The organism is Mucispirillum schaedleri ASF457 (assembly GCF_000487995.2).
Classification (GTDB): domain Bacteria; phylum Chrysiogenota; class Deferribacteres; order Deferribacterales; family Mucispirillaceae; genus Mucispirillum; species Mucispirillum schaedleri.
On record NZ_CP097562.1, the window covers coordinates 2002379 to 2023733 of the forward strand.

General features: G+C 31.8%; 21 protein-coding genes. 11 read left to right on the forward strand and 10 right to left on the reverse strand.

The genetic code is table 11. The features are described from left to right. Positions 1 to 943 precede the first annotated feature (943 nt). The 9 genes from N508_RS09270 to gspG are packed head-to-tail and all read right to left on the reverse strand — an operon-like array spanning position 944 to position 6921. Positions 944 to 1717 carry an SDR family NAD(P)-dependent oxidoreductase gene (locus N508_RS09270; protein ID WP_023276798.1) on the reverse strand — a complete coding sequence of 258 codons (774 nt, stop codon included), beginning with the start codon at positions 1715 to 1717 and terminating at the stop codon, positions 944 to 946. A 12-nt stretch (positions 1718 to 1729) separates the two neighbouring features. Beyond that, the gene (locus N508_RS09275) at positions 1730 to 2446 is read right to left on the reverse strand and encodes a hypothetical protein (RefSeq protein ID WP_023276799.1); all 717 of its coding nucleotides are present in this window, start codon (positions 2444 to 2446) and stop codon (positions 1730 to 1732) included. A gap of 27 nt (positions 2447 to 2473) precedes the next feature. Then, positions 2474 to 3136 (reverse strand): hypothetical protein, encoded by a 663-nt coding sequence (locus N508_RS09280; protein ID WP_023276800.1) that lies wholly within the window; start codon positions 3134 to 3136, stop codon positions 2474 to 2476. A 3-nt stretch (positions 3137 to 3139) separates the two neighbouring features. Further along, a complete protein-coding gene (locus N508_RS09285) occupies positions 3140 to 4153 on the reverse strand; it encodes a hypothetical protein (protein WP_023276801.1) in 1014 nt (337 codons plus the stop codon). Between the two features lie 15 nt (positions 4154 to 4168). Further along, a complete protein-coding gene (locus tag N508_RS09290; protein ID WP_023276802.1) occupies positions 4169 to 5080 on the reverse strand; it encodes a type II secretion system minor pseudopilin in 912 nt (303 codons plus the stop codon). Next, the gene (locus N508_RS09295; RefSeq protein ID WP_023276803.1) at positions 5081 to 5602 is read right to left on the reverse strand and encodes a prepilin-type N-terminal cleavage/methylation domain-containing protein; all 522 of its coding nucleotides are present in this window, start codon (positions 5600 to 5602) and stop codon (positions 5081 to 5083) included. Continuing rightward, positions 5602 to 5973, reverse strand: a complete 372-nt coding sequence (locus N508_RS09300) for a type IV pilus modification PilV family protein (protein ID WP_023276804.1) — start codon at positions 5971 to 5973, stop codon at positions 5602 to 5604. The genes N508_RS09295 and N508_RS09300 overlap by 1 nt, the downstream gene beginning before the upstream one ends. Next, positions 5973 to 6416: a type II secretion system protein gene (locus N508_RS09305; protein ID WP_023276805.1), complete on the reverse strand. Its 444-nt coding sequence runs from the start codon at positions 6414 to 6416 to the stop codon at positions 5973 to 5975. The genes N508_RS09300 and N508_RS09305 overlap by 1 nt, the downstream gene beginning before the upstream one ends. A gap of 55 nt (positions 6417 to 6471) precedes the next feature. Then, entirely contained in the window at positions 6472 to 6921 is a 450-nt protein-coding gene (gene gspG, locus N508_RS09310) for a type II secretion system major pseudopilin GspG (RefSeq protein ID WP_023276806.1), read from the reverse strand. Between the two features lie 210 nt (positions 6922 to 7131). On the opposite strand from gspG, the gene N508_RS10990 reads away from it, so the two are divergent. From N508_RS10990 to N508_RS09335, 6 genes are all read left to right on the forward strand, one after another. Next, on the forward strand, positions 7132 to 7437 hold the full coding sequence (locus N508_RS10990; RefSeq protein ID WP_350028806.1) for a CPBP family glutamic-type intramembrane protease: 306 nt from the start codon (positions 7132 to 7134) through the stop codon (positions 7435 to 7437). Positions 7438 to 8009: 572 nt separating this feature from the next. Continuing rightward, complete coding sequence (locus N508_RS09315) at positions 8010 to 8804, forward strand: hypothetical protein (RefSeq protein ID WP_040637378.1); 795 nt, start codon at positions 8010 to 8012, stop codon at positions 8802 to 8804. Then, positions 8801 to 10999 (forward strand): type II secretion system secretin GspD, encoded by a 2199-nt coding sequence (gspD, locus tag N508_RS09320; protein WP_023276809.1) that lies wholly within the window; start codon positions 8801 to 8803, stop codon positions 10997 to 10999. The genes N508_RS09315 and gspD overlap by 4 nt, the downstream gene beginning before the upstream one ends. 12 nt (positions 11000 to 11011) lie before the next feature. Further along, the gene (locus N508_RS09325; RefSeq protein ID WP_023276810.1) at positions 11012 to 12469 is read left to right on the forward strand and encodes a GspE/PulE family protein; all 1458 of its coding nucleotides are present in this window, start codon (positions 11012 to 11014) and stop codon (positions 12467 to 12469) included. Continuing rightward, positions 12469 to 13668, forward strand: a complete 1200-nt coding sequence (locus N508_RS09330) for a type II secretion system F family protein (RefSeq protein ID WP_023276811.1) — start codon at positions 12469 to 12471, stop codon at positions 13666 to 13668. Before N508_RS09325 ends, N508_RS09330 begins: the two co-directional genes overlap by 1 nt. A 1-nt stretch (position 13669) precedes the next feature. After that, entirely contained in the window at positions 13670 to 14290 is a 621-nt protein-coding gene (locus tag N508_RS09335) for a LysE family translocator (RefSeq protein ID WP_023276812.1), read from the forward strand. 407 nt (positions 14291 to 14697) lie between these two features. On the opposite strand, the gene N508_RS09340 is transcribed toward N508_RS09335, so the two are convergent. Next, positions 14698 to 15228 (reverse strand): thiamine phosphate synthase, encoded by a 531-nt coding sequence (locus N508_RS09340; protein ID WP_023276813.1) that lies wholly within the window; start codon positions 15226 to 15228, stop codon positions 14698 to 14700. Between the two features lie 147 nt (positions 15229 to 15375). Between N508_RS09340 and N508_RS09345 the strand changes: the two genes are divergently transcribed. The 5 genes from N508_RS09345 (at position 15376) to N508_RS09365 (ending at position 20586) form a co-directional block, all read left to right on the forward strand. Beyond that, positions 15376 to 16782 (forward strand): TolC family protein, encoded by a 1407-nt coding sequence (locus tag N508_RS09345; protein WP_023276814.1) that lies wholly within the window; start codon positions 15376 to 15378, stop codon positions 16780 to 16782. Positions 16783 to 16817: 35 nt separating this feature from the next. Continuing rightward, a complete protein-coding gene (locus tag N508_RS09350) occupies positions 16818 to 17804 on the forward strand; it encodes an HlyD family secretion protein (RefSeq protein ID WP_023276815.1) in 987 nt (328 codons plus the stop codon). Positions 17805 to 17810: 6 nt separating this feature from the next. After that, entirely contained in the window at positions 17811 to 18995 is a 1185-nt protein-coding gene (locus N508_RS09355; RefSeq protein ID WP_023276816.1) for an ABC transporter permease, read from the forward strand. Beyond that, positions 18992 to 20140, forward strand: coding sequence for an ABC transporter permease (locus N508_RS09360; protein WP_023276817.1), 1149 nt, complete (start codon positions 18992 to 18994; stop codon positions 20138 to 20140). Before N508_RS09355 ends, N508_RS09360 begins: the two co-directional genes overlap by 4 nt. 77 nt (positions 20141 to 20217) lie before the next feature. Then, positions 20218 to 20586 (forward strand): META domain-containing protein, encoded by a 369-nt coding sequence (locus N508_RS09365; protein ID WP_023276818.1) that lies wholly within the window; start codon positions 20218 to 20220, stop codon positions 20584 to 20586. Positions 20587 to 21355 lie beyond the last annotated feature (769 nt).

Here is a 21355-nt window from a genome sequence, read left to right on the forward strand (position 1 = left end):
TTATTTAGTGGCTTAGTCTAAAAATTTTGGATAAGTCCAAAGTTTATAACATTAGGTCATACTGAGAGTGATAAGGCATTTGTCATTATGAGCGGAGCGAATAATCCATTAAAACTTTTATCTTTTAATATTGATTAGAACTGTATTATTTATATTTTCTTAAATTATATAACAGGTAGATACTTATTGCAGTTTAATCATTTCAGCTATTAAAAGACAGATACTTTAAATATATCTTACACTACTGCAATATATATAATTCAGATTTTTCGCCTTTAAAAATCAGGCTCAAAATGACTTATGGTGTGAAAACTGTATAGACTTACATTGTTACAGAGAAAAGAAATTTATTTAGTGGCTTAGTCCAAAAATTTTGGATAAGTCCAAAGTTCACAACATTAGGTCATACTGAGAGTGATAAGGCATTTGTCATTATGAGCGGAGCGAATAATCTATTAAAACTTTTATCTTTTAATATTGATTAAAACTGTATTATTTATATTTTCTTAAATTATATAACAGGTAGATACTTATTGCAGTTTAATCATTTCAGCTATTAAAAGACAGATACTTTAAATATATCTTACACTACTGCAATATATATAATTCAGATTTTTCGCCTTTAAAAATCAGGCTCAAAATGACTTATAGTGTGAAAACTGTATAGACTTACATTGTTACAGAGAAAAGAAATTTATTTAGTGGCTTAGTCTAAAAATTTTGGATAAGTCCAAAGTTCACAACATTAGGTCATACTGAGACTGAAAGGCAAAGTATCTAAAAGACAGATACTTTAAATATATCTTACACTGCTGCAATATAGATGATTCAGATTTTTCGCCTATAAAAGCAGGCTCAAAAATAACTGCTTCATAAAATTTTTGTAAATTCAGCACACTTTTAAAATAATAATATAAATTAAAAGTATTAATATTATTAAACTTTATAAATTTCTGTTAAAAAGTGTTGCAGACCTTTGTGCTGTTGGAGTTACAAGAAGATTTTGTATATTTACATGCTCAGGCAGAGTAGTCATAAAGTAAATAATATCGGCAATATCTGAAGCTGTGAGTGGCAGAAAACCTTTATATACATTGTCTGCTTTTTCTTTATCCCCATTAAAGCGGACAAGTGAGAATTCTGTTTCAACAGCTCCCGGCTCAATAGTAGATATTCTTATATTTGTTTTAAGCAAGTCCATATTCATTGCCTGATTTAATGCTCTTACAGCATGTTTTGTTGCATTATAAACATTACCACCCGGATATACCTGACTGCCTGCAACACTTCCGAGATTTATAACTGTCCCTGTATTTTTTTTAATCATTAAAGGCAGCACAGCTCTTGCAGTATATAAAAAGCCTTTAATGTTTGTATCTATCATTTCTTCCCAGTCATCTATATTTCCATCCTGCAATGCAGATATTCCTTTTGCAAGTCCTGCATTATTTATGAAAATATAAGGTGTTAAATTATTATTTTTAAGCTCCTGTCCAAACTCTGCTACAAGTTTTCTGTTTCTTACATCAAAGCAGTATGGGATAACTTTTACATTATATTTATCTTCAAGCTCTTTTTGTATTTTTTCAAGCCTGTCATTACGCCTGCCTGTAATAATAATATTTGCACCGTTTTGTGCATATATTTCTGCACATGCCCTGCCTATACCAGAAGTAGCTCCAGTTATTAATATAAGTTTTTCTTTAACATTTATCATAATTATACCTCTTTATTTTATGGAAAATTTTGGAGCACGGGCAGGTCCTGTTAAAGCAAATTTTAACGGATAACTGCCCATAGATGCTTCACCATTTATATTTAATATAGATGTATCTATTTTCTGTTTATTTAAATCAATATAGCCTGTTACATTTAATGAATTTACACCTTTTGCTGATAAGTTTTTTATAGTAAGTTTATTTTTATTAATATCAGCCTGTCCATTCAAAGAATCAACTGATACTGACATTAATGGGTGGTTAACTGACACTTTATTAGGACTTTCAAGATTAACAATGCCTTTTTCATCTTTAATATTATATTCTATTTTACCGTTAACAGTGCCGCTTCCTGTAATACCTGTAATCTGGGCAATCCCTGAAACAGATGCTTTAATATCTGCATTAAGGCTGCTGCCTTTAAGTCTGCCTGTAAGCATAAATGCAGGGGAATCTGCTTTAAATGTAATTCTTTTAAATAAAAGCCCAACTGGGTTATAATCAAGCTCTATATTTTTAATTACAAGGTTCCCTGTTTGGATATTGGATGCAGCTGCACCAAAGAATGTAACATTAATTTTATCATATCTTAAATCAATTCTATTTTTTGCTGTAGTATCTTCTATAATCTTTGAAGCAACTGCATTAAGTGGAAATGCTGCTATTAAAGTTATTATCAGTGCTGCAAAAAAAGCTGTTATAGAAAATATAATTTGTTTTTTAGTCATTATTTAATTCCTTATAAATCAAAGTGATTACATTTTTACTATTTCAATAGAAGAATCAATCATTTTAGGGTTGTCATATCTTTTATTAAAGTTAATAACTTTTATGCTTAAATTGTCATATTTTTCAATATCAGCAATAAATTTAATAAATTCATCATAGTATAAGTTTTCAAGCCTTAAAGTAACATGTTCAATGCCTTTTGATGCACTAACAGGTCTTAAATTAACTATTTTATCAGATATTCCAAGAGCAGAGCCTGTATTTTGCACATACACAAGTATAGTCTGTGTCATAGCATTTATACCTGTTGATTTTGCAAACTGAATCTGACCTGCCATATTAGCTGCTTTTTCAAGTTTTTTATATGTGTTTTCAGTTTTTGTTTTTGCTGCTTCTATTTTTGAATTAAGAAAAGCATTTGTCCAGTAAAACAGAAAAAATATACCCATAACTACAACAAATGAAGTTAATATTTGCTGTTTATAGTGTGCATAAAATCTTTGAATATCAAAATTTTTTATATCCTGCCATGAAATATTTTTCAAATTTTGCAGTCTGAATTTTCTTAATAGTGTTTCTTCAGAAATATTTTTTGCTGATGTTTTTTCTTTATGAGCTATAAAATCTGGCTTTTTAAACTTTATTTCAGTAGTTTTTATCTTATGAAAAATCTCTTTTAATTTATCCATATATTACCTTTGAGTTTTAGTATATTTCATTGTAAAAGAAATACCATCTTTTGTCTTTTTTGTATCATCTACATTTACAGCAGACTGTAATTTATTTTCCATAATTTTTTTTATTTCATCAACCTGAGCAAAGCTTGCTGCGGAGCCTGATACTTTAATATCATCATCACGAATATTAATATTATCAAACATAACACCATCAATACCTGCATCATTTAAGTTATTTAATATTGTTAATATTCTTTCGCTTGTTCCTGCCGAAGTTACAGATTTAGACTGCTGCAAAAGTGAGCCATAAGGGTCTTTAGATGAAGCAACCCCTAAATTATTATATATTTTTAATAATGCATCTTCATAATATTTATTTATTCTATTGTATGCAGATATTTCGCTGATACTTCCTATAATCATAACAATAAACACAACAGCAAGCACAGCAGCAGGAGCAGCAAGCGGCAGTTTCATTGCAGATTTTCTTACTATACCGGGAAGTGATATAGAATATTTTACAGTCTGCATTGTTTCAAATAAATCTTTTGCAGTAATACAGTCTGCATCTTTATCTTCAATAAGAGATACTATATTTTCAGAAAGTCTGTATTTTTTACTGCCGTCTGAAAAAATAAACTCATTATATTTTATACACTGCTCTAAAAATGGTGTAGATATTTTTTTAAATCCAGTAAACACTTCAGTATTTTCAGATATTATATCCATTAATGTATGATTAACAACATATATTATGGTTTTTCCTGAATGCTGGAATACTCCATATTCTTTTATCATATCAGCAGGGAAAAGCACATTCAGGTAGTTTGCTGCAATGGCATGTAGTTTTTTAGCACTTGTAGATATATTTTCCATGCCAATATAAAAAAAATACGAATCATCTATTAAAAGGGCAGATTTACTGCTGTCATCTATTACATCTTCACTGCTTACCCGATACATTGCTGCACCAGTCAGTTTGTAAAGTAACCCGTCTTTTAAGTAATAGTTATTTTCAGAATTACTCAAAATAATACTCCAAAATTAAAAATATTCTATATTATTTCCCTCAATATATTTAACAGGGGAAACATTTGTGCCTTTTCTTTGAACAAGCAGATGATAGTAAATATTATCATATCCTATATTTAATTCAAGTTTAATATAAAATAAAGAAGATTTTACATCAATGTATGGCAAAATTTTACTATATTCATCCTGCATAGCTGAACCCATTAACTGATATATTGCAGAAATATCTTTAAAAGGCTCTGTTTCTCTTGTGGAAATAATATCTTCCACATAAGGCTCAAGCTCTGGAACGAATGCTTTTATTACTTCAACAGAAGCCATATTTAAATTTATTTTATTATTATCTCCTGCAATTGAAACATAAGGCATTAGTTTTTTATATTCATCTTTAAATGATGGAATATATGCAAGCTCAGCCAAAGTCTGCAGCTGTGATGATTTTGCACTGTATGGTGCACTGTTTAAATCAAAACGCTCACCTGTTGGGTCAGATGAGCCTGCCCATATCTTTAAATCATAAATATTTGATTCCGTTAATTCCAGCTCTGATAATAGGGTTGTAACAGCATTTTCTGTCCTTTCTTTTAACTTTTCATCACTTGAAACAAGCCCTGCCAGCGGCACTTTTGCATTAAGCGGCTTTATATAAACAGTCATAAACCCATTATCAAGGGGTATAGGTGGAATTTGTGCCCAAATATCAGATGATGAATCATAAGTTTCTTCATCATATTTAAATGCCATTTCCAAGGCTTCAACTGCTGTCATAGCATATACAGCACCCTGATAATCATTTTGCAGAGAAATAACTGTGCCGTAAGCATTCATTGTTTTTTCATGTATAAATAATACTAAAGTCGTGCAGGCTGCTATAATAATTAAAACAGTAACTAAAATAGAGCCTTTTTTCATATTTTTATTCATTTAAGTATTATCCATTGTTCTTGCAACAGGTATAAATATCTGCTGTTCATTTATTTTTAAAGCAATATTCAGCATTTTAGCATTTGATACAACATCTTCTTTATATTCTGAGCCGTTATAAAAAGTGGCAGAAAATTCTGTTACATTTGGTATAATACGCATTTCCATACTGAAAGCAGTATCATTATTTTCTTCTTTTCTTACAAGATAGTTTTCATCATCTATATAATATGTTACATCAACAGGCAGTGCTTTATTAAAACGCATACTGTTATGTGTGGAAAATTTAAGCCTGTAAATCTGACCAGATTTATCAAGAGATAAAGAGTTTCCTATCATCATTCTTGCATCTCTATTTATAAGCCTTGTAAATGATTCCTGCAAAATAATATTTCTGCTTTGGGTAATAGCACTGTCTCGCATATTGGCAATAGATGAAAATATAGAAAATACACCAAGAGCAACAATAGAAGAAATGGCTGCAGCAATTAGAAGCTCTAAAAGAGTAAAGCCCTTTTTCATCACATTCCAAACCCTGTGCCGCCTGAGGCTTTTTCATAATAAATAAAGGTTGTGCTTGCACTGCTTGTGGAGACTGTCATTGTGATTTTCTGCACCATAGGCACACCTGATGATTCTTTTAAAAAGGAATAGTGAACTAATGTTCCATTATAATCTTCCACATCTTCATAGGCTTTATTAGGAAAATTAATCTGGCGGCTTATTCTATCATATCCTCTTTCTATAACAAACATTTTTTCTTTTGCAGAAATTAGTGTTTTTAATGACATATTTTGCAGAGAGTAAATACCAAGCATACTAATGCTTAGCACTGCAAGAGCAATCATTACTTCTAAAAGAGTAAAGCCTTTTTCTAATTTATTCTGCGTCATTATTCCTCAGTTTTTTTATATCTTGTAGTCATAAGCAGCGGCATAGATTCTATTACTCTGCCGTCATCAAGAGTTAATTCAAAATAATCACATATTCCATCAGGATATATTCTAACTGCATATTCATTTCCCTGAGTTTGATAGCGGTTAATCACAGCATCTTTTACTTCTTTAATATCAGGTATTGTTTTAGTTTCTTTATCATGGTTTAATAAGTTGGCACTTCCTTTAAACCCAGTAATAACAATAGGCTGACCAAGCTCAATAGAGCGTTCCCATTCTGCTTTTATAAGTTTATCTATATAATCAAGCTGCGGGTCTATTCCTACACTTTTTGATGTAAATTTAGGAGTTAAGCTCATAAGACCTATGCCTATAATAAGCATAACTATCATTATTTCCATTAAAGTAAATGCTTTTTTATATTTTCCTATTTTATACATAGATGAAAAACAAAGGGAAAGTATAATTTTTACAGCTTTCCCTCATATATTTAAATTACTGTCCTATCGTATATGATGCAATATCTGCATTATAATTTTCACCACCTTCCTGACCATCAGCTCCAAACGATATAATTTCATAATCTCTATTTTCATCTTCAGTAGGGCTTCTGTATATATAGTCGTTGCCCCATGGGTCTTTTGGAACAGTAGATGTTGAAAGGTATCCGCCCGGGCTCCAGTTATTTGGCACAGGTTCTAATTCAGGTTTTTCAACAAGTGCCAGTAACCCCTGGTCAGTAGTAGGATAGTTGCCGTTATCAAGTTTATACATATTTAAGCCGCTTTCTAAGGCTTTAATGTCATTTATTGCTTTTGTAACTCTTGCTTTATCTGGTGCACTCATAATTTTTGGACCAATAAAAGTAGCTAAAAGCCCTAAAATAACAAGAACAACCATAAGCTCAATCAGTGTAAACCCTGGATGCATTCTTCTTTTTTTCATATTTAACAACCTCTTTCATCTATTAAATTTATCAGAAAATATCATAAATCATTAAAAAAATCAATAAATCATTTAATTTTTGTAATTATTGAGCTATACATATTAGTATATGAAAAAAATATATTTCCAATAATAGTCTTTACTGCTGTATCAGTATATTTTATATGCTGTATTTTTCTTTGTGGTATATCTAATATCTCTTTATATAATATTATCCTTTTTTTATTTGCTGTGCCTTTATTTGAAGAGTTTATTTTCAGGGGATTAGTTCAAGACAAGATAAATAATTTTTTCAAATCTTGTAATTTTCTACATATTTCATTTGGCAGTTTTATATCATCGCTGATATTTACATTTATCCATTTGCTGTTAAATGATTTTGCATTGTTTAACCTTATGGTATTCATTCCATCTTTATTTTTGGGATATTTATATGATACATATAAAACACTTACTCTGCCAGTTTTGTTTCACAGTTTCTTTAATATTAATGTATTTCTGTCATATTCTTTTTGATAATGTCTTGATAAGTTAGTAATTTTTATTACTGAGAATAAGTTATAGAGAATAAAATATGTATCTGTCTCGCCGCCGCAAATCTCATAAAGTAATATTTTGTTATTTCATTCCTTATGCTCCAATTGTATAACCATTCTCAATTTTTTCTCCATTGTCACTATAACTCGCTATGCTCAGACAAATAGCTGACAAACCATTCCAAAAAAAATTGTTCATATAAAATTAAGTCGCAAAGATAATGAAATAACTTAGGGTATCTGCTGTAAATAGAAATAATCTATAAATATTTCTTATTTATTACAATTATAATTTAGAACTTTTTAGGACAATATCATATTCTTTTTGAATTGTATTAAAAAAATGTCATTATCATTTGCGGACATAAGAGAAAAATTTTGTTGCAATTTTATTAAAAATATACATAATATGTAAAAAATTATTTGCAATTTATGTAATAAATTGATATTTCATATAGCATGGTAAATTTTAAACTTCCTTATATAATTTATCCTATAGTTACAGGTATCGCAGCAGGTTATTTAATTTCAGTAATAGTGGGGAGTGCTTTTATGGCACCAAAGCCGCTGCCTGTGCCAAGGATAAAAAAAATAGAAAAAGCTAATTTAGATATTAATAAAGCAGCAGAAAATATTATTGCTGAAAATATTTTTTTATTAGATGTTACTCCTGCTGCGGTTACTGACAGCAGTGGTGTAGATGCAGATGGCAGTCCTATTGTTACAAAAGATGGTGCACCATTAAATCCACCCCCTCCATTTAGAGCTGCTTTAATAGGTGTCATTTATGATGAAATAAACCATGCAGGCATAGCTACTATAAGCCTTGAAAATGATACTGTCAGCATTTCGCTTGGCAAAACAAAAGCAGGTATTACATTAGTTGATTTATCTTTCAGCTTTGCAACTATAGAAAAGGATAAGAAAAGATATTCAATAGTTATAGATAATGGAGCTGTTGTGCAGTCAATACCAAATAAACAGACAGCTTTAAATACTGGTGTAAAAGTGCAGGACAGTGGAACAAATGTTAATATTACTGTTCCAAGAGATGAACTTAAAAATGACTTGAAAGATATAAATAAAGTGCTTCAAAGTGCAAGGGTTGCCACTTTTTATGAAGATGGCAGTTTTGTAGGTTACAGAGTGGCTATGTTAAAGCCGGAATCACCTTTATTAAAACTTGGATTAAAGGTTGGAGATGTTATTACCAGAATAAATGGCAGTGAGCTTACAAACCCAGCAGCATTATTTAATATGTTTTCTCAAGTTGATGATATTTCAGCATTAAATGTGGATATGCTGAGAAATAATGAAAAAAAATCATTGTTTGTGGAAATTAGATGAAAAAGAAACTATTTTTATTACAATTCCTTTTTGTGATATTTTTTGCATGCAGCGGATATGCTCAGCAGAATGATTATACAGTAAACTTTAAAAATGTGCCGATGAAAGATTTTATTACATTTGTATCTGAATTTACTGGTAAAAATGTTATATATAATGAAGCAGATTTGCGGGGTAATGTAACCATTTCTTCTCAAAAGAATATGGATTCAAAAGAAATTCTTGATATTTTTTATTCTGTTATGAAGTTAAATGGTTATCAGCCTGTTACACAAGGAGACAGCATACAGATTATAGCAGAAAAAGATATGCAGGCTTTTGATGAAGAAATAAAACTAAATGGAGTTGGTAGAAATTCAAAAGGGTATATGACTACTGTTATGTCTCTTGATAACTATAATGCTGCAACAATACTTCCTGTATTAAACAGAATGAAATCTAAAACAGGTTATGTGGAAGCAGTAAAAGGTTTAAATATTGTAGTAGTAAGAGATGATGCATCTCGTATTGAGAAAATGACTGCATTAATAAATAAAGTAGATAATATGGCAGCAGGTTATAAATTTTATACACTTTCTTTGCAGTATAGTATTGCAAGTAAAATAGAGCAGCAGATTACTAAATTTTTTAACGAGCTTGCAAAAAATTCTATTAATTCAACTTCGCCAGTTATTATTTCAGATGATATATCTAACACATTAATCATTGCAGCAACAAAAAAGGATTATGAAAGAATATCTACAATAGTAGCAAATCTTGATTCTAAAAATATGGCAATAAATACAGAGCCTAGAGTATTTTATTTAAAAAATGCAAGGGCAGAAGATGTGGAAAAAGTTTTATCAAAACTTGTATCTTCTCTTTCTCAGCAGGCAGGTAAAACTGGCACAGCTGCTACTGCTTCATCTAATTCAAAAGTAAGTATTTCTTCAGATAATGCAACAAACTCTATTTTAGCAATAGGGGACAAAGAGTTATATGATAATTTAGATTCATTAATATCTAAACTTGATGTTCCACGCCGTCAGGTATATGTGGAAGCTTTAATTTTAGAAACAAGTATAGATAAAAGCTCTCAGTTTGGTGTTGAATGGTTTATGGGGGCAGGAAATGGTTCAGGAGCTATTGTTGGCAGCAGTGCAAATACTGGAAATTTGGGAAGTATTATTGGCTCCCTTACTCAAGGAGCATCAAGTATTTCTGGACTTGGCACAGGTCTTGGAATTGGTGTAATAGGTAATATTATATCATTTCAAGGAGCAAAATTTCCATCAATTGGTGCATTAATTTCTGCCCTTCGCACATCAAGCGGTATAAATATTATATCAAATCCACAGATACTTACATTAAACAACTCAGCAGCAGAAGTATTTGTTGGTGAGAATATGCCTTATCAAACAAGTACAAAATATGACTCAAACAATAATCCTATACAAACTTATGATTATAGAGATGTGGGTGTAAAATTAAAAGTTACTCCGCAGATATCCAGTGATGATATGGTAACACTTGCTATTGAACAGGAAATAAAAAAGGTATCTGGCTCAGCAGTAAGCTCAACAGCACCTACTACTCTTACTAGAACAACAAATACAACAGTTAAACTGAAAAACCATTCAATTATGGTTATTTCTGGTATGATAAAAGACGACTCTACTACTACAGTAACAGGTATTCCGGGTCTTTCTCAAATACCTGTTTTAGGCTGGCTTTTTAAAACACAGTCTACTATGACTCAAAAAACAAATGTTATGCTTTTTATTACTGCCCATATTATAGATACACTTGAAGATAATCAAAAACTTATGGAAGGCAAGCGTGCCACAATGGAAGATTTTAATCGTCAGGGTGATGCAGAATTTAATAAAGGTGCTTTTACAGATACAGGCAGGTCTATACAGCTTAAAAATGAAATAGAAGGTTTATCTCCAGAAGAAGCACAAAAAACTCAAAGTCAGAGAGATAAAGAAAAAGCACAGCGAGAAAAAGCAGAAAAAAAAGCTGAAAAAGAGAGACAAAAAGCTGTAGAAAAGGCAGAAAAAGAAGCAGCCAAAAAAAGTGCTAAGGAAGATAAAAAAGCAGTAGAAGAAAATACTAAGCTTTTAACTCCGTCTGCTGTTGATAATAATGAAGAAAATGGAAATCAGTTTTTAAATAATAATGAAGATACAGGTATTATCAGCCCAGAAAACTAAGGTGAATAATATATGAGTATGGATTTTGAAAGTGTAAAATCTCAGTATATGAAATTTCCTGATAAAAGTGATTTTGTGCCTGTTGGTGCAGATAATGGAGATATAAAGTTTTATTATGCTGATGATGCGGGACTGCAAAAAGCAAAGTTTATGAGTTTTTCACTTGGAATTAATCCTGATTATGAATATACAGAAAAAAGGCACATATTAGAGATACTTGAAAGTTTTGGCGGCGAAGTAGATGATATGGCATCTGATGATGAAAGCAATGATTTAGAAGATGATGCAAATATTTTAACATCATCTTATGATGATGCACCAGTTATCAGGCTTGTAAACCAAATCATTATCAGTGCCGTAAAAAATGGTGCCAGTGATATTCATTTTGAGGGCAGAGATGGTGCATTTTTAATCCGTATAAGAGTGGATGGTTGTTTAAATACTTTAAAAACATATCCAAAAAGTGTTCATGACCCAATACTTGCCCGCATAAAAGTTATAGGTCAGCTTGATGTGGCAGAAACAAGAAGAGCTCAAGATGGTAGAATAAATTTAAAAATAGGTAACCGTGTAATAGATATTCGTGTATCTACTATGCCGTCAATTAATGGAGAGAAAGCCGTTCTTCGTATATTAGAGCGTTCATCAGATTTTACATCTTTACAGCAGATTGGTTTAGACGGTGAGCTTTATGAAAAATTCCGCCCATATCTTGACAAACCAAATGGTATTATACTTGTTACAGGTCCCACTGGGAGTGGTAAAACAACAACTCTTTATGCTTCATTGCTTGCAATGAATAGAGATAATAAAAATGTAGTTACAATAGAAGACCCTGTTGAATATCATATTGATAATGTAACACAAGTGCAGATGAATCCAGCTGTAAATTTAACATTTGCAGCAGCAATTAAAACATTTTTAAGGCAGGACCCTGATATTATATTAGTTGGTGAAATTCGTGATAATGAAACGGCAGAAGCTGCTATTCAGGCATCATTAACAGGGCATTTAGTTTTATCTACACTTCATACAAATGACTCTCCAACAGCTATTGCAAGGCTTATTGAAATGGAAGTAGAGCCTTTTTTAATTTCTTCATCACTTGCTGTTGTAATAGGTCAAAGGCTTGTAAGGAAAACATGTCCGCATTGTCAGGAAGAAGTATCAGCAGATGATTATATAAAATCCACTTTTCTTCGTGCAGGTATAGAAATAAACAGTTATATTAAAGGTAAAGGCTGTTCTAACTGCTTTAATACTGGTTATAGAGGCAGGATAGGTATATTTGAAATGCTTGAAATAACAGACAGTCTGCGAAGCTTAATAAATAAGCGGGCTTCAAGCTATGATATAAAAGAAGCAGCACGAAAAGAGGGTTTTCGCACTATGTTTGAGTATGGTGCAGAGCTTGTAAAAAAAGGCATAACAACACCATCAGAAGTGCTTTCTGTTACAAAGGTTGATTAATGGCAGCATACAGTTATAAAGGCATATCAAAAACAGGCAAAGAAGTGAAAGGTGTGCGTGAAGCAGTAAGCAGGCAGGTATTAACCAGCGAGCTTTTATCAGAAGGAATATTTGTTTCTTCCATTTCTGATATGCGGGAAAAGCAGCCATTTTTTGCCAAATTGCAGGAAATATTTGCAAAAAAACTTAACTTATCAGATACTTTTTTCCAGCTTTCACTGCTTTTAAGAAGCGGAATACCACTTGTAGAAGCATTAAAAATTGTTGCAAAAAGCACAAAAGAGCAGCATTTAAAAAATGCTTTGTTAGAATCAGCATCAAAAGTTTCAGAAGGTATGCGGTTTTCAGACAGTTTATCAAAATATCCTAAAATATTTGAGCCAATGTATGTAAACCTTATAAAAGCATCAGAGCAGGTTGGCAAACTTGCTGCCATTTTAGCAGATATTGCAGTATATGAAGAAGACAAGCGAAAAAATACAGATAAAATTAAAACAGCTATGGTTTATCCTATGACTATACTTGTTATGGGGTTTGCAGTGCTTGGTTTTTTACTTGCCTTTGTTGTGCCTAAAATGGAATCTATTTTTGCATCAATGAAACAGCAGATACCTGCATCTACTCAATTTTTACTGCATGTTTCTGATTTTGTCAGTGAATATGGTCTTGTGCTTTTATTATTTATTATGTTTATTATATTTTCTATCAGGTATCTATATAGAAACAATAATAAATTCAGACTGGCTCTTGATAAAAAGTTGTTTAAAATAAACCTTGTTTCCCATGTATCTGTATCTAAGTTTGCCCATGTATTATCATTTCAGTTAAAAGAAGGGCTTCCCTTAACTGATGCTTTGCATTATGCATCTCTTGTTATTGATAATAAGTATATGTATAATATTGTAAGTCAGGTAAGAGAATCGGTGCAGGCAGGGACAAAATTTTCTGTGGCAGTTAGAAATGCAGGTATTTTTCCAGAGCTTTTTCCAGCAGCAGTATCAACAGGTGAATCTTCCGGAAATATGCCTGAACTTTTAGAGCGTGTAAATGAATTTTATTCTAAAAATGTTGATAAGTTTTTAACATCATTTATCTCTGCTATTGAGCCTATATTTATTGTTATTATTGGTGTGCTTGTAGGTTTTATTGTTGTATCTATTATGCAGCCGCTTTTCTCAATGAATTCTTTGGTGCAGTAAAATGTCAGATATTACAAATTACTATGGTTTTATTTTAGCAGTTATTATGCTTTCCATTACACCGGGAGCAGATACTGTTTTTATATTAACAAAATCAATAGCAGGCGGATACAGGCAGGGATTTGCTTCTGTTTTTGGTATTGTATGCGGTTTATTTGTTCATACAATGCTGGCTGCCTTTGGTCTTTCTGTTATATTAATGACTTCTGCACTTTTATTTAACATAGTAAAAATTGCAGGGGCGGCATATTTAATATATCTTGGTATAATGGCATTAAAATCAAAATCAAGTATTAATATTAATGAAGATAATGCTTCGTATTCATTTTTTGCAGTATTCAGGCAGGGTTTTTTTACAAACCTTCTTAATCCAAAAGTGGCACTTTTCTTTTTAGCACTTTTGCCACAGTTTGTAAAAAGTAATGTGTCAAGTCCTGTTCCATTTTTAATATTAGGTCTAACATTTATATTTATAGGTTCACTGTGGAGTATTTTTTTAGTATGGGCATCAGCAAGGATGTCAAATATATTAAGGCAGTCTAAATTTTCATATTATTTAAATAAAACTGCAGGTGTAATATTTATTGCTCTTGGATTAAATATTTTAAGACTTAAAAATTAACTTTTATTATATTATTTATGATAATTTTTTAATAAGTCCGCAGTATTTTAATATGTTTTGGACTTATTTAAAAAATTTTATGCAGCAGTCATATGGTTTTCACACTCTAGTCATTTTGAGCCTGATTTTTAAAGGCGAAAAATCTATATGGTATAAATTTAAATAACTATACATACTATTTTATGATTATTGCAGTTTATATATTTTAGATACTTCGCTTAAAAGCTTAATATGACACGGAAGCAGCCTCAGAACAAGCCGTCTTTAGTTGAGCGATAGCCGGTTTCGGCAGAGCGTGATTTAGAAAATTCAAGGGGGAGCATTTTTTGCGAGGCAAGGACTTTCCAAGCGAGCAGCAATAAAATTAAAAGTCCGTAGCTGGACAGTATTTAAAAATAAAAGATAAATTAGGATAATATATCATTTATTACCCTTATACCTGCAAAGCCGTAAAAATGTTTTTTTATTATCTCTAAATTTTCAAGATTAATGCCACCAAGAGCAAATACTTTTTTGGTTTTATCATAATCTATGATGCCTAATTGATTTACATTGTATGGTTTTGGTGTATCAAATATGGGGCTTAAGGTATAATAATCAGCTTTTATGTTATCAATTTCAGCTGCACTGTGGCTTGAATAGCCAGTAATAAGACTTGATGCTGGTTTAAAAGTATTGTAATCTTTTATAGTATTTTTATTAAGATGAATGCCGTCAAAGCCATACTTTTCTGCAAGGACATAATCACTGCTTAGTGTAAGAATACTTTTCTTTACAATTTTTCTTATTTTATTAAGTTTATAATGGATATTATTATAATTTTTAAACCTGAACCATATAATTTCAGCAGTGCCGTCAAGTTTTTCTGCTGTTTCAAATATATGTTCGTTAAAGAAGTTATCATCTAATACTGCTAAAAAATTTAATCCTGATACCATATATTAATGCAGCCTGTGTTTATCATAGAACAATATAATATTTATTGTTTATTTAATCAATAAAAAAAATAGTAGAAAAATAATTAATTATAAAGTATATAATAACCATAAAATAAAGTTAACTGCTGTTTTTATGGTAAGGAGTATATGAAGAAAGTTCAGATATTTTTAATACTACTGCTGCTTGCATCAGGCACTTATTCTTTTGGTGCAGATATAACATTCAGTCAGGCTTTAGAAAGCCTGTATGGAACACATGAAGGTATAGCACAGGCAGAAGCCGACTATAAACAAAAAGAGTATGCAAAAAAAGCTGCATTAGGGCTTTATTCTCCGCAAATATATTTAAATGCAGCTTATACATATTTTGGCAATGACTTAACTATGGATGTGGATTTAAGCCCTGTCAGCGACACAGTCAATGGAATATTAAGCAGCCTTCCTATTCCACTTCCACCGCTTAATCTGCCATCATCTATGGAACAGGTAGTTCAGCAGGACCAGTTCTTTTCATTAAATGCAGCAATGATTTGGCCAGTTTTTACAGGTGGTAAAATATATGCTGCCAATAAAGCTGCAAGTGCAAATTTAGAAATTGCAAGATATGGTAAAACTATCCGCCATGATGAGTTAGGTATTGCTATGGCAGAAAAATATTTTACACTTCGTTTTATTAATGACATTATTGCATTAAAACAGGATGTAAAAAACTCTATGCAGGAGCATTATAATAAAGCATTAAAAATGGAAAAAGCTGGTATGCTTGCAAAAGTGGAAAGGCTTCATGCAGAAATGGCTTTATCTGATGCAGAAAAATCACTTGATACATCTATTAGAGAAGCTAAACTTGTAGAATCAGCATTAAAATCTATGATTAGCAGTAATGATAATAATATAACGCCTGCAACTCCGCTTTTTATAATAAATACAGAAGATATTGAAGCGTTAATGTATTTTCAGGATATGGCATCAACTTCTAATGCTAAATTAAAGCAGGTGCAGAGTGCTAAAAAACTGGCTCATGCAGGAGTGATTAACAGCACATCATCATTTATCCCTAAAATAAATGCTTTTGGTATGGTAAATATTTATGACTATCAGCTTTCAAGCCTTGCACCAGATTATATAGTTGGCTTGCAGATGTCATTAAATCTTTTTGATGGTTTGAAAAATTATCATCAGTTAAAAATGAGTAAACAGTCAGAAGAAAGCACAAAATTAATAGCTTTAAGAGCTGAAAAAGATATTAGAACTCTTATAGAGCAGCAGTATATAACAATGGAAAATGCAAGGGCAGACTATGAAGCATCTCTTAAATCTCTTGCTTTTACAGAAGAATATCTTAGAGCAAGGCAGAAAGCCTTTAATCAGGGAATGGCTACAAGTTTAGATGTGGTAGATGCAGAGCTGGCTCTTTCAAATTCAAAGATGTCTGCAATAAAGGCAGCTTATAAGTTTGATATGGCTTTAATAAATATGCTTTCAACTGCGGGTATGTTTGACAGCTTTGAATCATACAGGGCAAAAGCATTTGTTGAGCCGGGGTTAAAATAGGTTATTTTTAATAAAATAAAAAGGAGATTAATTCTATGAAATATATTTATTATTCTGTTGCATTTATAGTAATAGGTGCCATTATTGCAGTTAGTGTATGGTATGCCACAAGACCTGTTCCCTTAACAATACAAGGAGAGTTTCATTCAAAACAAGTGCAGGTAGCGGCAAAAGTTCCTGGAAATATTGCAACACTTCCTGTTATAGAGGGGCAGAAAGTTAAAAAAGGCGAAATTTTAGCTACTATTGATTCACCTGCTTTAAAAGCAAAAGAAACTCAGGCTGCTGCGGCAGTAAAAGCTGCTGAGGCACAGCAGAAAAAAGTAGATGATGGAGCAAGACAGGAAGAAATTACTGCTCTTTATAATATATATCAAAAAGCAGTGGCTGCAGAACAGTATGCATTTAAAACATATTCAAGAGTAAAGTCACTTCATGATGACGGTGTAGTTACCACTCAAAGTTTAGATGAAGCCTTAACTCAATGGAAAGTGCTGCAAAATGATGTGAGAGCATCAAAAGCAAATTATGAAATGGCAAAGATTGGAGCAAGACCAGAAGATAAAACAGCAGCAGAGGCTATAAAAGAGCAGGCAAATGGTGTGCTGCAGGAAGTAATGGTGCTGCTTGAAGATACAATACTTCATTCACCAATAGATGGAGAAGTGTCAACAGTTGTTGTGGAGCAGGGCGAGCTTGTAACTCCCGGGTTTCCAGTTATTACTATTGTGGATTTAGAAGACACATGGGTTACTTTTTATCTTAGGGAAGATTTATTAAAGAATATCCGTATGGGCACAGTTATAAATGTGGAAATACCAGCATTATCTGACAGTCAGATATATCCTGTAGAAGTAAGATATATTGCACCTGCAGGCAGTTATGCAGTGTGGAGTGCTACAAAAACAAGTGCAGATTTTGACTTAAAAACATTTGAAGTTAAAGCATATCCACAGCAGAAAATTCCGGGAGTAAGAGCTGGAATGACTGCTGTATTTTATTCAGATGTTAAACACAAGTAATATAAAATGACAATATCAGAATATTTTAGAACTATAAAATATTTTTTTGAAAGAGAATGGCATTTTCTGCTGCATACACGCAGGAAACTCTTTTATTTTATACTTATTACTCCAGTTATTTTATTCACTGTTTTAATAGGTGTTTTTGCTAATCCTGTAATAAGAGAAATACCTATTGCTGTTATAGATGAAGATAACAGTGCATTATCATTAGAATTAACAAGCATTATTCAGGCATCTCCCTATGTAAATATTATAGAGAAAGTGCCAAATATGAAAGTGGCAGAAAAACTCATCCGTGGTGGAAAAATATATGGTATAGTGCTTATTCCTGAAGATTTTTCAAAAAGAGCATTAGGTTATAAAGGTGCAGAAGTTGTTCTTTATTATAATAATGAGCTTTTTATAGTTGGCAGTCTTGTAAATAAAGGAGTATTTTCTGCTGTAAAAGATTATTCTGATTTTCATAATAAAAAATATATGATGAGCCACGGGGTGCCTGCTTATGATGCAGATTTTCAGGTTCATCCTGTAAATATTGGTGAAAAAATACTTTTTAATCCATATTTAAATTATCAGTATTTTTTTGTGTTTGGGCTTATTCCTGCGGCATTTCAGCTTTTTGTAATATGTGTTATTCTTTATGGTGTGCTTTATGAAGAGCGTTCAAGAAAATATTTAGACATTATAGATATGGTTAATAAGGCACCTTTTTCATATACTTTTGGCAAACTGCTTCCTTATGCTGTATTGTTTGCATTTTCTGGAATGTTTATGCTTTTTGTATTATTTGTATATATAAAAGTGCCTATGGTTTCAGGATACTGGAAAATAATTATTGCTACAATGATGTATGTGTATGTTTCAATGGCAGCAGGGCTTTTTATTGCAGTGATACTTAGGCCGTTAGCTTTTAGTGCAGCAGCAGTATATGCCGCCCCAACATTTGCTTATGCAGGTATATCTTTTCCACAGGTAGCAATGCCAAAATATGCTTATTATTTAAGCGAGTTTTTTCCATTAACTCACTATCACAGAGTTTTAGTAAATGAGGCTATTAGAGGCAGTGCCCCATATAATTCTACAGGCAGTGAAATATTATACCTTTTTTTATTAGGCACATTCGTTTTTGCTGTATCTATTATTGTAATAAAGTTATACAGCCATATATACCTTAGGAGGCAGGTATGAAAAATTATTTATCTATACTTAAGCTTGAATATAGAAGAATAATTTTTGATATGCTTTCTATAACTATTATATTTGTAGGCACAGCATTTTATTCGTTTTATTATCCATTTCCTTATGAAAATGATATTGTCCGCAAAATGCCTGTTGCGATTGTAGATTTAGATAAATCAGATTTAAGCAGCACCGTTGTAACTATGCTTAATAATACAGAAAGTTTAAAAGTTATGCAGTATCCATCTATGGAGGAAGCAAAAAAGGCAGTTTATTTAAGGGATGTTTTTGGCATTATATATATACCAGATGAGTTTTATAAACAGGTTGCAAAAGGGGAAAGCCCAACAGTTTCTGTATTTGCAGATGGCTCATATTTTATTCTTTATTCCACAGCTATCACAGCAGCAACTCAAATTGTGCTTATGACAGCAGCAGGTGTAAAAATACAGAAAATGAGTATGCTTGGTGTTCCTATAACAGATGCACTTCTTTTGCAGTCAGCAGTAAATGTAACATCAAAGCCAGTATTTAATCCGCGTGCTGGCTATGTTGGTTTTGTAGCACCTGCAATCTATGCAATTATAGTTCAGCAGATTTTATTAATGGTTATACTGCTTGTTCATGCAGCAGGTTATGAAAGAGGTTACGGCTATCCAGAAAATACTTCTACATTTACAATACTTTGTGCAAAAATAACTGTGTATATGACAATTTTTGCAGCTGTTTTTTCATTTTTCTTTACAATAGGTCCTATGGTTTTTGGTATTCAGCTGCATAATTCTCTTTTAGAAGCAGTAATGTTTGCCATACCTTATGGTTTATCTATTGCTCTTTTTGGTATAACATTAAGTGTATTTGCCAGAGACAGGGATGCGGTGCTTTTAGTTATGCTTATGACTTCTATTCCGTTTGTTATGCTTGCAGGTTTTATATGGCCGCACTGGATGATGCCAGACTGGATAAAATATTTTTCTTATCTTATACCATCAACTCCGGGAGTAACAGGTTTCTTGTATATTCGTCAAATGGGGGCAGGTATAACAGATATTATGCCTAAGTATATTAATCTTTGGATACAGGTTGCAGTATATACTGTTACTGCGGTTATGGCAATCAGATGGCAGCAGAAACAAAAGCAGTTTTTGATTTAATTAAATTTTAAAAATAATATAATTGCAAAAATATTAAACTTATTATACAATACAATAAATATTTAGTAGGAGATGTTATGAAATATTTTAAATTATTACTTATTATTCTTATAATTGTTCCAGCTGCTGCTTTTGCTGTACCAAAAGATGTATTAAATGGCAAAGAGTTTACATCAGAAAAATACCCATCTATTTTAATTGGTTTTAAAAACGGTGGTGTATATGGCTATGCTCTTGTAAATACATATATGGGTACTTATGAAATTAAAGACAATAATAAAATCAAACTCAGCTATATGTCATATACGAAAATGGAAGGCACAAGAGAACAAAATGATGGTGAATATGAATATTTTAGCTATTTAAGAGAAGCAAAAACATACAGTTATGACAGCAAAACTGGTGTTTTAATTATTGATAAGATGAAATTTAGGCAGCGAAAATAGTTAAATAATTAATATTTTTAATCAGCCGCTTTATTTAAGAGCGGCTTTTTTTATATTGTGAATTTATCTAAAAGTTTTGTTCCAAAGTCATTTTAAGCCTGAATTTACGGGCAAAAAATCTATATAGTATGAGTTTCAATAACTATATATACTATTTTTATAATTGTTGCAGTTTGTATATTTTAGATACTTTGCTATAAATTAAGCGGAAGCAGGTTTAATAATGCAATGCAGGGACAGGAAGTCCCGTCTTTAGTGAGCGATAGCCGAACTTGTTTCGGCAGAGCGTGTTTTTTCAAATTCATGGACGAATTTGAAAATAAAGGACATTAATTAAGATACTTCGCTATATTTCAAGCTCAGTAAGACAGGTAAGCAGGTTTAATAATGCAATGCAGGGACAGGAAGTCCCGTCTTTAGTGAGCGATAGCCGAACTTGTTTCGGCAGAGCGTGTTTTTTCAAATTCATGGACGAATTTGAAAATAAAGGACATTAATTAAGATACTTCGCTATATTTCAAGCTCAGTAAGACAGGTAAGCAGGTTTAATAATGTAATGCAGGGACAGGAAGTCCCGTCTTTAGTGAGCGATAGCCGAACTTGTTTCGGCAGAGCGTGTTTTTTCAAATTCATGGACGAATTTGAAAATAAAGGACATTAATTAAGATACTTCGCTATATTTCAAGCTCAGTAAGACAGGTAAGCAGGTTTAATAATGTAATGCAGGGACAGGAAGTCCCGTCTTTAGTGAGCGATAGCCGAACTTTTT